The 12,702-nt window shown below is 63.6% G+C and carries 12 protein-coding genes; 5 read left to right on the top strand and 7 right to left on the bottom strand.

The annotated features are described in order from the left end of the window. Window positions 1-18: 18 nt before the first annotated feature. From MSIL_RS06000 to MSIL_RS05990, 3 genes are read right to left on the bottom strand one after another with little or no spacing between them, the layout of a single operon-like run. Window positions 19-801 carry an ABC transporter permease gene (locus MSIL_RS06000; RefSeq protein WP_012590203.1) on the bottom strand — a complete coding sequence of 261 codons (783 nt, stop codon included), beginning with the start codon at window positions 799-801 and terminating at the stop codon, window positions 19-21. Continuing rightward, window positions 798-1,571, bottom strand: a complete 774-nt coding sequence (locus MSIL_RS05995) for an ABC transporter ATP-binding protein (RefSeq protein ID WP_012590202.1) — start codon at window positions 1,569-1,571, stop codon at window positions 798-800. Before MSIL_RS05995 ends, MSIL_RS06000 begins: the two co-directional genes overlap by 4 nt. Window positions 1,572-1,592: 21 nt before the next feature. After that, a complete protein-coding gene (locus tag MSIL_RS05990; RefSeq protein ID WP_012590201.1) occupies window positions 1,593-2,627 on the bottom strand; it encodes an ABC transporter substrate-binding protein in 1,035 nt (344 codons plus the stop codon). A 138-nt stretch (window positions 2,628-2,765) separates the two neighbouring features. Here MSIL_RS05990 and MSIL_RS05985 point away from each other — a divergent pair, with 138 nt between their 5' ends. Continuing rightward, window positions 2,766-3,572 (top strand): creatininase family protein, encoded by an 807-nt coding sequence (locus tag MSIL_RS05985; RefSeq protein WP_012590200.1) that lies wholly within the window; start codon window positions 2,766-2,768, stop codon window positions 3,570-3,572. 10 nt (window positions 3,573-3,582) lie between these two features. On the opposite strand, the gene MSIL_RS05980 is transcribed toward MSIL_RS05985, so the two are convergent. From MSIL_RS05980 to MSIL_RS05970, 3 genes are all read right to left on the bottom strand, one after another. Then, on the bottom strand, window positions 3,583-4,422 hold the full coding sequence (locus MSIL_RS05980; RefSeq protein WP_244406223.1) for an FkbM family methyltransferase: 840 nt from the start codon (window positions 4,420-4,422) through the stop codon (window positions 3,583-3,585). A 76-nt stretch (window positions 4,423-4,498) separates the two neighbouring features. After that, entirely contained in the window at window positions 4,499-4,963 is a 465-nt protein-coding gene (locus MSIL_RS05975) for a GNAT family N-acetyltransferase (protein ID WP_012590198.1), read from the bottom strand. Window positions 4,964-5,008: 45 nt separating this feature from the next. Then, window positions 5,009-6,592, bottom strand: coding sequence for an OpgD/OpgG family glucan biosynthesis protein (locus MSIL_RS05970; protein WP_012590197.1), 1,584 nt, complete (start codon window positions 6,590-6,592; stop codon window positions 5,009-5,011). 851 nt (window positions 6,593-7,443) lie between these two features. On the opposite strand from MSIL_RS05970, the gene MSIL_RS05960 reads away from it, so the two are divergent. Then, window positions 7,444-8,574 (top strand): type III PLP-dependent enzyme, encoded by a 1,131-nt coding sequence (locus MSIL_RS05960; RefSeq protein WP_012590196.1) that lies wholly within the window; start codon window positions 7,444-7,446, stop codon window positions 8,572-8,574. 154 nt (window positions 8,575-8,728) lie between these two features. Beyond that, window positions 8,729-9,313, top strand: a complete 585-nt coding sequence (locus MSIL_RS05955) for a GNAT family N-acetyltransferase (protein WP_012590195.1) — start codon at window positions 8,729-8,731, stop codon at window positions 9,311-9,313. A gap of 45 nt (window positions 9,314-9,358) precedes the next feature. On the opposite strand, the gene MSIL_RS05950 is transcribed toward MSIL_RS05955, so the two are convergent. Next, a complete protein-coding gene (locus tag MSIL_RS05950) occupies window positions 9,359-9,919 on the bottom strand; it encodes a hypothetical protein (protein WP_012590194.1) in 561 nt (186 codons plus the stop codon). 282 nt (window positions 9,920-10,201) lie between these two features. Between MSIL_RS05950 and MSIL_RS05945 the strand changes: the two genes are divergently transcribed. Together MSIL_RS05945 and MSIL_RS05940 are read left to right on the top strand one after the other, a co-directional pair. Beyond that, window positions 10,202-11,632: a homospermidine synthase gene (locus tag MSIL_RS05945; protein ID WP_012590193.1), complete on the top strand. Its 1,431-nt coding sequence runs from the start codon at window positions 10,202-10,204 to the stop codon at window positions 11,630-11,632. Window positions 11,633-11,830: 198 nt separating this feature from the next. After that, the gene (locus MSIL_RS05940) at window positions 11,831-12,676 is read left to right on the top strand and encodes an indole-3-glycerol phosphate synthase TrpC (RefSeq protein WP_012590192.1); all 846 of its coding nucleotides are present in this window, start codon (window positions 11,831-11,833) and stop codon (window positions 12,674-12,676) included. Window positions 12,677-12,702: the final 26 nt, after the last annotated feature.

The following is a 12,702-nucleotide window of genomic DNA, read 5'->3' as shown; positions in this document are numbered from 1 at the left end:
CGGGTGCTGCGGCGGAGTCTACCGCCTTGCCAAAACGTCGCGCCAGCGGCCGAGCAGCAGATCGGAGAGGGCGGCAAGGCTCGCATAGATGGCGACGCCGGAGAGGCAAATCAGCAGGAGCGCCGCGAACATGCGCGGAATGTTGAGGCGATAGCCGGCTTCGACGATGCGGAAGGCAAGGCCCGCGCCCTTGCCGCTCGCGCCCGCGGCAAGCTCGGCCGCGATCGCGCCGACCAGCGCCAGGCCGCCGCCGATGCGAAGGCCGGCGAGGAAATAGGGCAGCGCGGAGGGCGCGCGCAAAAGGATCAACATGCGCCAGCGCGAGGCGCCGTAGAGGGTGAAAAGATCGACAAGATTGCGATCGACCGAGGCGAGGCCGAGCGCCGTGTTCGACAAGATCGGAAAGAAGGCGACGAGAAAGGCGCAGGCGAGCACGGCGGATGAGGCGTCGAGATAGACGAGCAGCAGCGGCGCGATGGCGATGATCGGAGTCACCTGCAGGACGATGGCGACCGGCAGGAAGGCGCGCTCGATCCATTTCGATTGCGCGAACAGAACCGCCAGCGCGACGCCGCCGACGACCGCGGCCAAGAGAGCCTTCAGCGTCGCGTCAAGCGTGACGAAGAGGGCTGGAAATAATACGGCGCGGTCGGAGGCGAGCGTTTGAAGGATGAGGCTCGGCGCCGGCAGCACATAGGGCGGCGTGCCGTTGAAGCGGACCAGGGCCTCCCAAAGCGCAAGCGCCGCGGCGAGAACGAGCAGCGGCGGCGCCGCGCCGCGGAGCCAGCCGGCCGAGCTCAAGACGCCTCCTCGCCCATGGCCCGATGCAAAGCGTTCGAGGCCGCCTCGCACAGCGCCGCGAAAGCCGGGCTCGAGCGAAAATTCTCGGCCCCGCGCGGCGCCTCGGCGTCGATTTCCGCAACGATTCGTCCCGGGCGCGGGCTCATGACGGCGATGCGGGTCGAAAGATAGGCCGCCTCGAAAATCGAATGGGTGACGAAGACGATCGTCGCGCCGGTCTCATGGCGCAGTCGCAACAGATCGTCGTTGAGCTGGAAGCGGGTGATTTCGTCCAGCGCGGCGAAAGGTTCATCCATCAGGATGAGGGAAGGGCGGGGAGCCAGCGCGCGGGCGATCGAGACGCGCATTTTCATGCCGCCGGAAAGTTCGTTCGGAAAGGCGTTTTGGAAGGCCTCGAGCCCGACGAGCGCCAGCGCCTGCTCGACGGCGGCCGCCGCTTTGCCTCGACTTTGTCCGGCAAGGCGCAGCGGGAGAAAAACATTGTCGAACACTTTGGCCCAGGGCATCAGCGTTGGCTCCTGGAACACGAAGCCAACGCTGCCCGCCGCAAAAGAGCGGGTAAGAGTTCCGGCGCTGGGCGCCTCAAGCCCGGCGATCAGCCGCAAAATGGTCGACTTGCCGCAGCCGGACGGCCCGAGCAGAGCTAGAAATTCCTCCGCGCGAACGTCGAGATCGACGTCGCGCAGCGCCTCGACGCCGTTTTCATAGAATTTCGAGACGCCGCGGAGCTGGGCCAACTGCGGGAGCGAGGGCGGGGGCGCCTGCGTCACGGCGGACAGGGCCTACGCCATTTACGGGCGCGGAATGAGATCAAGGCCGACGCCCTTGTTGATGAATTGCAGCGTGTAGGCGCTGCGATAATCGAGATTGGGCTTGAACAATCCGGCCGCCGCCATCTTGCCGAAAAAGCTTTTGACGCGAGGCTCTGTCATGGCGCCGACGCCAAGCGTCCTTGCCTCGCCGGAAACGACGATGCCGAGCTCCTTCATCTTGTCGCGCGAATAGGCGAGCAGCTCTTTCGTCATGTCGGGATTGTCGGCAAGGATCAGCGCATCCGCCTTGCCGCTGTCGCCATACAGATAATGCAGCCAGCCGATGATCGAGGCGTCGACGAAGCGCTGCACGAGGTCGGGGTTTTTGGCGATGAGGTCGGCCCGCGTCTCGATCAGGGTTGAGTAGGAATCATAGCCATAGTCGGCGATGAGGAACGCATTGGGCCGAAAGCCGCCCTCGCGCTCGATGGCGAAAGGCTCCGACGTCGCATAGCCCTGCTGGATCGAATTTTTATCGCGGATGAAGGGGGCGGCGTTGAAATTATAGGGCTGGACCTTGTCCTCGCGAAATCCATAGGCGCTCTTCAGCCATTGATAGACCGAGACGAAGGCGTCCTTGCCGATGAAGGCGGTCGCCCGCGGCAAATCCTCGATCTTGTCGAACCCCGCGTCGGGGTGGGACATCAGAATGAAGGGGTCTTTCTGGAACAGCGCGGCGACCGCGACGAGCGGAATGTTTTGCGAGGCGGCGTCGAAGGACTGGATCAGATTGGCGGCCAAATTAAACTCGATTTTGCCGGCCGCCAGCAACAGCCTGTTGTTGGCCTGCGGCCCCCCGTGCAAAATCGAAACGTCGAGGCCATAGCGCTGATAGGTGCCGTCGGCCTTGGCCTGATAGAATCCGCCATGCTCGCCTTCGGCAAGCCAGTTGGTGGCGAAAGTCACTTTGTCGAGGGCGAGGGCGGGCGCGCCGAAAAAGGCGAAGATGAACAGGGCGGCGACAAGGGCGCCTGAGGCCCGCGATCGGCGCCGTGTTGCGAGCGGTGCAGTCATGCAGAAATCCCATGCGCCGACGCGAGGACGCGAAGCCGGCAAGGCTCATATTGCTTTTTGCCTGCGCCTCGCGAAGATGCAAGGGCTGGCTTAGCCTCCAAGGCTCCTCGCCGATAACGCCGAAGGGGCGGCGACAAAATGCTGCAGACGCGCTTCTGGTCCGAGATGAGCTGGACCGACTTTCGCGACGCCGACATGGCCGAGGTCATCGCCGTGCTGCCGGTCGCCGCGATCGAGCAGCACGGGCCGCATCTGCCGGTCGGCGTCGATCATTTCATCATGGACGGCTATATCGAGCAGGTCGCCGCGCGGTTGCCGCCCGAGCTGCCGGTGCTGTTCCTGCCGGTGCAGAGCGTCGGCTGCTCGATCGAACACGCCGATTTTCCCGGCGCCCTCAGCCTCTCGGCTGCGACCGCGATCCGCGCCTGGACCGAAATCGCCGAAAGCGTGCGCCGCGCCGGCTGCCGCAAGCTGGTGCTCCTGAACTCCCATGGCGGCAATTCGGCGATCTTGAACGTCATCGCTCATGATCTACGCGCCCGCCTCGGCATGCTGGCGGTGATGGCGTCCTGGAGCCGCTTCGGCGCGCCGGACGGGCTGTTCTCCGAAAATGAAAAGATCCACGGCGTCCACGCCGGTGATATCGAAACCTCGCTGATGCTGAGTTTTCGCCCCGATCTCGTGCGCATGGAGGAGGCCGGCGATTTCGTTCCCGAGAGCGTCGCCATCGAGAACGAATTCAACTGGCTGCGCGTCGGGCGCCCGACCGGCTTTGGATGGATGAGCCAGGATCTTTCGGAAACGGGCGCCATGGGCGACGCCGGGGGGGCCACCGCCCGCAAGGGCGAAGCCTGCGCCGATTATGGCGCGACGGCTTTTGTCGAGCTGTTGCAGGATATCGAGGGGTTCGATCTCGATCGGCTGAAGCAGGGGCCGCTCGGTTGAGCAGCCGCTCCTAAGCTTTCTGCGGCTGCGACAGCGCGTTGAGGCGCGCGAGAAGTTCGGTCGGTCCCGTCTTTGTGATGTCGGCGCGCCCGAGCGGAGCGGCCGCGCCAAGCACCTGCGGCGCCGACGGGCTCGAGGCGAAGACCATCCCGTCATAGGAGGTCGTCTCGAAATCGAAATCGCTGGAGATCTCGACGCGATAGCCGAGCGACGTCAGCTTGTTGCGGACGCCGTAATGAAGTTCCTGGGAATGAGTCGAGATGAACACATAGCTGACCTTGTGGGCGGAAAGGGTCTTCTCAGCCCCGTCCAGCATCTCGCCCTCGAAGCCCTGAATATCCGCATGTAAAATGTCGAGGTGGGTCAGATTGCGGCTCAGGAAGAACGGGTCGACCTCGAAATTGCCCTTGCCGACGAAGGCTTTGGTGAATTCCCCCTTAAAACCGTTCAATTCGAAATTGCGCTGCCCGACCCGCAGATTGGCTTCATCCGGCTCGACCATGGTCACGATGGCGCCGGGATGTTTCTTCTTCAGCCACATGGAATAATGCGCCCAGTAAGACCCAAGTTCGAGCATGGTCGGACGCGGCGGGAGCAGTTTCAGGCACTCCTGGAACACGAATTCTTCAAGCGGCTCGTGCACGCCGCGATTGATGATCAAAATGTCGCTGAATTCTTTATAATAGGCGTATTCGCCCGAGTAATGAACGCGGTTGCCATTGTGCAGCCAGACGAGATCATCTTCGACGAGGCCCGCCTGCGGGATGCGCTCGACGAGAAGGTTGATCGGATCGGAGACGATCTCCCTGAATCGGCCAATAAAATCGGCGGCGTCTGCTTTCGGCGGCACTGCTATCCCCGTCATCCCATTGGCCCGGTCTGGTCCGCGCGGCTGTCGCGCAGATTACGTATTTCAATCGAAATTTCTAGCTGCATCGCGAAGAATCGGCCTCGAGCGGCTTTTCCAGGCGGATCGCCTCGCCGCCGTCCTCGTAATAATCTTGGTAGCGGCCGAAAATGCGATAGCCGTTTTTCTCATAAAGCGCGATGGCGCTTTGATTGTCCGTGCGCACTTCGAGCCGCAGAAATCGCGCGCCATGCGCCTCGGCGGCGCGCTCGCTGGCGCGAAGCAGCATCCGGCCGAGGCCGCGTCCGTGCTGCTTGGGATCGAGCGCGATCGAATAGAGCCGCGCCCTCAATGATCCCTTGCGCAGGCCGACAAGACTATAGCCGACGACCTCATCCTGAGAGACGAGGGTCAGCATCAAGCTTCGCTTCGCGGTCAGAAAATAGCGCAGGCTCCGGCGCGTCAGCCGGTCGCCGTCGAAGACGGCGTTTTCGATGCGCTCGATCGCCGGCAGATCCTGCGCCATCGCCGGCCGAACCATCATGATAACGCTCGGGATCGAAAGCTGTCGTCGAACATGCGCGGCGGCTCAGTCCGGCCGCCAGGGATAGGTCCAGGTCTCAGTGAGCGCCTGCGATCCGCGCCGCAAGAATGCGCGGAGATCCGCCGATTGACCGCCGTCGAGCTGGACGTCGAATGCGGCGCGAAATCCCCTGACATGCGGGTTCGGCACCAGAAACGAGCGCACGATCTTGCCCTGGCTGGTCGAGGGCACGACCTCGACCGAGCCGGGATCCGTTGCGTAGAAGGGAAGATCGCCGCCGGTGAAATCGATGATGAAGCGGCGCGTGCCGGGGGCCGGAGCCTCGGCGGAGCCAAGCGCGGCGGCCGTCGTCTGATAGGTATTGAGCGCGCGTCCGTTCGGCGACAGCCGCGTCAGATTGAGGCTGGAGACGAGGCGATAGGCGTAGCTGAAAGGCTTATTGGCCTCGGGCGAATCCTTCGGCGTGAAGAAAGCGACGATATTGTCGTTGGCCTCATGCTCGGTCGGCAGCTCGACGAGATCGACATGGCCTTCGCCCCAGCTTTCGCGCGGTTCGACGAAATAGCTCGGGCGCCGCTCATAGGCGAGATCGAGGTCCTGATAATGGTCGAACTCGCGATCGCGCTGCAGCAGGCCGAACCCGCGAACGTCGCGATCGAAGAAAGAGGAGATGACGGGCTTGGTCGGGTTGCGCAAAGGCCGCCAGATCCATTCGCCAGTCGCCGAATGGATGAGAAGCCCATCCGAATCATGCAGTTCGGGGCGGAAATCCTCGTTGAAGCGGCGGTCGTTCTCGCCGAGAAAAAACATCGAGGTCAGCGGCGCGAGGCCAAAGCGGACGCCGGCCTTGCGCGGATATAGGACGGTCGACACCTCCATCGCCGTCTCGACGCCGGGAAACAGGTCGAACCGGTAGGCTCCCGTCGTCGAGGGGCTGTCGAGCAGGCCGAAGATCGTGATGCGGTCGGCGTTGACCTCGGGCGAATCGATCCAGAATTCGCGGAAGAACGGAAATTCCTCCTCCTCGCCGCCGGCGCCGATGGCGAGCGCGCGCGCCGATATGCCGTAATGCTGGTCGCGGCCGAGAAAGCGGAAATAGCTCGCGCCGAGAAAGGCGATGACCTCGTCGTAAACGCGCGGCGAATTCAGCGGATAGTGCAGCCGGAACCCGGCGAAGCCGAGATTGACCGGAATCGGCTTCTCCGGCTTCGTCCGTCCATAGTCGAACAGGCTGGTGGTAAAGGGGATCGGCGTCGGGATGCCGTCGCGGATGGTGTTGATCGTAACCGGGCGCTTGTAGAGATGTCCGAGATGAAACAGCTGCAGCCGGAACTGGCTGCCGGGGCTGTTCAGGAAAGCCTTGTCCGGCCGGAAGCGGATGTCGCGCCAGGCGTCGAAGTCGAGCTTGTTCAGCGCCTCCGGCAGAGGCGCGATCGCCGCGTCGAAGGGGGCCGAGGCGAGGTCCTTCGCGCGGCGCAGCACGTCGTCGAAATCGAATTTCGGCTGCGGCGCGGGCGAGGCGGCCGGCGCGGGCTGGCCGGCCTGGGAGGCTGCAGAGGCAAGATGCGTCGTCAACGCGCTCGAAGCGAGCAGGCCCGTGACGAGAGTGCGGCGGTTCAACAAGGTCATGAGCGATTTTGGATTTTGGAGGGCGGCGCAGGCCGGGCGGCCCGGTTCTCTGGCTTCGGCTTCAAGAGCGCCCTTGGGGTTAAAGGCCTTTTTGGCCGGCAGCAAGGCGATAGATCGCGATGATTTTGGACTCCCTCGGTCAAAAATAATGAACATCAACGATTCCAAGTCGTTAGACCGTGATGTCGATCCGAAAAGTCGGCAATTTTTTGGCGTCGTGCTCTCGCGCGACGGGGCGCTTATGTCTCGCGCGCGGCGCTGAAGAGCGGCCGAACTGTGTCTTTTGGCGCCGCCTGCGCGGCGGATGCGCAGACGGGTGAAAAAACTGCTTGAAATCCGTGCGAATCTGCCTATTTCTGCCTTTGCCCATTTTCGCACGTGCCTGTGGTCGTGTGTCGGTTGGCGGGGATCCGGACAAGAGGCCGGTTAACCGCCTGAAAAGGACCGACAGCCGGAGGCGAACCGGCGAACCCCGCCAAACGGGGGACGCGACTTAAAGCAACGACGGACCGGGCTTTTTTGGTCTCTGTCAGCCTCCACAGCTGGCTTACCGAAGAGGCTTGTCTATCTTGCCGGGCGTGCGGAGGGGATTTCCCACTCCAAGCGAAGGCCATGAACGTTTCGCAAGGCGCCTCTGCGTCCTTTCGGAGCGCGATTGTCCAACGGCGCAGCATCAGTGCGACTCGCTCTGCGAAGCTTAAGGCTTCGTGGAAACGATATCGCTCGCGAATGGCGGGTCAACTGGACCGCACGCGTCTCCAAAGCGCGCGCGTGTTTCCAGCATCGCCCTTCACCCCGAAGCTTATTCGTTTTGGCGCGGTTCTTCCCGCGCCCTTCGAAGGGATGCCGCGATGACCGATCGTATCCTGGAATTTCTGCGTAACCGTCGTGAAGACGGTCCGTGCCTCGTGCTCGACCTCGACGTCGTGCGCGAGAATTATGTGTCCTTCGCCAGCGCCATGCCGGATACGCGCGTCTATTACGCCGTGAAGGCGAACCCCGACCCGCGCGTGCTCGAACTGCTCGCAAAGCTCGGCTCGTGCTTCGATACGGCTTCGGTCGTCGAGGTCGAGGCGGCGCTCGCCAGCGGCGCGACCGCCGACCGCATCAGCTTCGGCAATACGATCAAGAAGGAGCGCGACATCAAGCGCGCCTATGAGCTTGGCGTCAGACTGTTTGCGGTCGACTGCGAGGCCGAGGTCGAGAAGATCGCGCGCGCCGCGCCCGGCTCGAAGGTGTTCTGCCGTCTGCTTTGCGACGGCAAGGGCGCCGAATGGCCGCTGTCGCGCAAGTTCGGCTGCGACGTCGATCTCGCGCCGCGTGTGCTTGAACATGCGCATCGGCTGGGCCTCGTCGCCTATGGCCTGTCGTTCCACGTCGGGTCGCAGCAACGCAATCCCGCCATGTGGGACGGCGCGCTGAAGGCCGCCTCGGCGATCTTCAACGATCTCGGCGAGCGCGGCATTGCGCTGCAGATGGTCAATCTCGGCGGCGGCTTTCCGACCCGATACCTCAAAGAGGTTCCGGCGGTGCGGGCCTATGCCCAGTCGATCATGCAGTCGCTGCGCAAGCACTTCGGCAATCACATCCCGGAGACAATCATCGAGCCGGGACGCGGCATGGTCGGCAACGCCGGCGTGATCGAGGCGGAAGTCGTTTTGATTTCAAGGAAGTCCGACGACGATGTGGTGAAGTGGGTCTATCTCGACATCGGCAAGTTCAATGGGCTCGCTGAAACCATGGACGAGATGATCCGCTATCCGATCCGCACCTCGTTCGACGGCGATGAGACCGAGCCTTGCGTGCTCGCCGGGCCGAGCTGCGATTCCGTGGACGTGCTGTATGAGAAGGACCCTTATCACCTTCCTGTCAGCCTGGAGATCGGAGCCAAAGTGCTGATCGAGGGAACAGGCGCCTATACGACGACCTATTCCAGCGTCGGCTTCAACGGCTTTCCGCCGCTCAAATCCTATGTGATTTGACGCCTTTTAGCTGAAACCGAACCGGCGCCGGCGCGTTTGTCGCCGCCGCCGGACGATTTTCCCCAATCGCTGTCCCGATCGGCCGGCGAAGGCTTTGCGCCTTCGCTTGGCGCGAGGGTTGTCGCGCATCCGGCTTAAGGCCGCGGAGGCACTGATGACCTTTGTTTTGACGCCTGTCCAGGCGGATGTTCCGCCCTTCATCGCGCTTGGCCGCGAGCCCCTGATTCATATCGCCGAGGAGATCCCGGGCGATGTTTTCGCGCGCGAAAATTTGCTCGACGCCGCCTTTGGCGAGACGCGATTCGAGAAGGCCTGCGAGCGGCTGCGCGAAGGGCGCCTGCCGGCGCGCGGACTTGCGCTTTCCATGAAGGATGGAAGCCGGCTGATCGGCACGGTGCGGCTTTGGCATGTCGACGCCGGCGGCGTCGACGCCCTGATGCTCGGCCCGCTCGCGATCGACGCCGCTTATCGTTCGCGGGGCCTCGGGCGCCGGATGATGGCCGAGGCGCTGTGGCGGGCGCAGGGCCGCGGCTGCCGCGCGGTGCTGCTGGTTGGCGATGCGCCCTATTACGAGGCGTTCGGCTTTTCGCGCCGCTTGACCCTGCGCCTTGAAATGCCGGGTCCGGTCGATGAGGCGCGTTTTCTTGGCCTCGAACTTGCCGAGGGCGCGTTGCGCGACGCGCGCGGGCTCGTCACGGCGACGGGCTCCTTCGCGGAGCGCGAATTGCTTGCCGCTTGAGGATCAGGGAGCGTCGCGGCCGCGCGGCGCTCCCCAGCTTGCCGTTCAGAACGAACCCCTGACCACGATCGTGACGCCGAAGGCCTGCTGCGTCGGGATCTTTCGGCTGAATGAGTCCGCGCTCTGTTGGCCGAGCGACCCGGTCGCGGAAATGCGAAACAGCGGCGACACGCGATAGCCGAGCGACACGCCCGCGCCGGTCAGGCTGCTGTCGCCGATCGGCAGGGCGGGTTTTACGGAGAAAATCGCCGCCGCGTCGAATTTGCCAAGTTGCAGAGCCGGCGTTTTGAAATTCGCTCCGTCGTAGACCGGATATTTCTCCAGATCGACCTGCTTGACGATCGCGCTGGAGAGAACGCCCGGCGGAATTGGAAAAACGAGCTCGAGGCGCTGCTTCATCAGATAGTCGAGCGTCGCCTTGTGGCAGTAGTCGCGCACCAATTTGTCGAATTGCGCGCCGAGTTGCGGCAGCTCGATCAGATTGCCCGACGGCGTCTCACAGAAGGTTCCGAGCGGCGGGACGAGCGAAGGCGAGGCGCCCGGCGAATTTGGCTGGCTGCGCGGCGTCAGAGCGGGAGAAGCGGATTGGCTGTCATTGTCGGGCATAGTTTCGCCTTTTGGTTTTGCGCCTGCCCTGGCGCCGGCGCGAGCGCAGAAGGGACGAAACTACCGGCCGCGGCGGCGTCGCGCTGTGCGGCGGATCACCGGTCATGAAGGCGACACGCGGCGGCAATAGGCTGGAGTCCCCTTCATTGCGCCTGCCGGCGCGCGGGCGGCCTGCCTCGGCGCCCCCCGCGCCGCGCGCCGTCCTTGACTTAGCCGCCCCTCTTGCCTAGTCGCGGAGCAGGCGTTCCGCGCATCCCCTGATCGAGACTGGAGAGAACAGAAATGACGCAATGGCCCGTGCATGGCGCGATTACCGGCCCGATCGTATTGATCGGCTTCGGATCCATCGGACGCGGCATTTTGCCCTTAATCGAGCGTCATTTCACTTTCGACAAATCGCGTTTCACAGTGATCGACCCGAAGGACAAGGATCGCGCGCTGCTCGATGAGCGCGGCATAAAATTTATCCAGAAGCCCGTCACGCGCGAGAATTTCGTCGGCCTGCTGAAGCCGCTGCTGACGGAGGGCGAGGGCCAGCCGTTCATCGTCAATCTGTCTGTCGACGTCTCCTCCGTCGCCATCATGCGTCTCGCCCATGAGGTTGGCGCGCTTTATGTCGATACGGTCGCCGAGCCCTGGGTCGGCTTTTACACCGACCCGCGCCTGACGCTGTCGGAGCGCTCCAATTACGCGCTGCGCGAAGCCGTGCTGGATCTTCGGCGCGCGGTCGGTCCGGGGCCCACGGCGGTTTCCTGCTGCGGCGCCAATCCCGGCATGGTGTCCTGGTTCGTCAAGCAGGCGCTCTTGAATGTCGCCGCCGATTGCGGGATCGACGCCGGCGAGCCGACGACGCGCGCGCATTGGGCCGAGCTGATGCGCCAGGTCGGCGTCGAAGGAATCCACATCGCCGAGCGCGACACCCAGCGCTCCGCCTCGCCAAAACCGATGGGCGTCTTCGTCAACACCTGGTCGGTCGAGGGCTTCATTTCGGAGGGGCTGCAGCCGGCCGAACTTGGCTGGGGCACCTTCGAGAAGCATATGCCGCCGGAAGGCAAGCGGCACGCCTTTGGGCCCGACTGCGCGATCTATCTGATGCACCCTGGCGCGGGCACGCGCGTGCGGTCCTGGACGCCGACCGCAAAGGCGCAGCATGGCTGGCTGATCACTCATAATGAAGCGATTTCGATCGCCGACTATTTCACCGTGCGCGAGGCCGGCGAGGTGGTCTATCGGCCGACCTGTCACTATGCCTATCGCCCCGCCGACGATGCGGTTCTCTCGCTCGACGAAATGGCGGGGCAGCAATGGGTTCCGCAGACAAAGCAGCACATTCTCGAAGAGGACGAGATCGTCGACGGCATCGACGAACTCGGCGTGCTGCTCTATGGCCACGCGAAAAACGCCTATTGGTATGGCTCGCAGCTCTCGATCGAGGAGACGCGGCGCATCGCGCCCTATCAGAACGCGACCGGGATGCAGGTCAGCTCGGCGGTGCTCGCCGCCATGGTCTGGTCGCTGGAACATCCGCGCGCCGGGATCGTCGAGGCCGATGAGCTCGATTTCCGCCGCTGTCTCGAGATCCAGCGTCCCTATCTCGGGCCGGTCATCGGCGAATACACCGACTGGACGCCGCTGAAGGACCGCGGCGCGCTGTTTTCGGAAGACCTCGATACGGAAAGCCCGTGGCAGTTCAAGAATGTGATCGTGCGGTAGGCGCATTTTTGCGCCGCCACGCCAAAAAACCGCCTTTTGCCGCCGGCCGATCCGGCGCATGATGCCGCAAAGCTAGAGCATGGGGCCGAAAACTTGCAGAGAGTTTTCGGACCGCCATTGTGCTCAAGGCGCGCGAAATCAAAATTTGTCGGGCACTCCTGCGTCGTCATCGCATCCCGATTTCAAGAGTGAAACGGGATGAGTGATCCAGCAAATTATTCCGCCGTCGGCCCGCGTTTGAAGCCCCTCCTGGAGCAGCGCCAGGCCGATGTCGAAAAGGCCAAGGTCAAGCGCTCCGGCGGCAGCCTGACCGGCGCCATCGGCGAGGCGGCCAAGACGGCCGGCTTTCGCGCCGCGCTGTTCCATCATTTCGCAACGACCGGCCGGCCCGGCGTCATCGCCGATATCCAGGGCGCCTCGCCCTTGACGAAGGTGACGCGCTCGCGCCTCGACGTCCGCGACCTCGCCGAGGATTTTCGCGACGCGGGCGCGGTCTGCATTTCAGCCGCGCAGGATCGCCGTCTCTATCGCGGCAGCCTCGCCGATTTCACCGCGGCCAAGGTCGCCAAACTGCCGATCCTCGCCAATGATCTCGTCGTCGACCAATATCAGATCATCGAGGCGCGTTACGCCGGAGCCGACGCCATTGTGCTGATCGTCGGGGTGCTTGGCCGCCAGCTCGGCGATTTTCTGGCGCGGGCCGACTCCGTCCTGCTCGATTGCCTCGTCGACGTGCGCAATGAGGCCGAGCTCGAAATCGGGCTGGAGGCCGGGGCGAATCTGATCGGCGTCAACAACCGCGATCTCGAGACGATGGAGGTCGACCCGTCGATTTGCGAAAGGCTCATTCCGCAAATCCCGCTCGACCGGGTGCTCGCGGTGGCCTCGGGCGGCCTCAAATCTCTTGAAGATATCAACCGGATGAAGGATTTGGGCGCCAAGGCCGTGCGCATCGCCGGCGCGCTGATGGAGGCGCGCGATCCTTACGAGACGCTTCACCAGCTGCTTGGAACGACGCCGCCCGAGGAGCTGGAAGAGGGCTGATCGCCTTCGCAAAAGGGCGAGCGCAA

The sequence above is a fragment of the Methylocella silvestris BL2 genome, assembly GCF_000021745.1.
In the GTDB taxonomy this organism is placed as follows: Bacteria; Pseudomonadota; Alphaproteobacteria; order Rhizobiales; family Beijerinckiaceae; genus Methylocapsa; species Methylocapsa silvestris.
Note: the sequence above shows the minus strand (reverse complement) of the source record. Positions and strands in the feature narration are given on the sequence as shown.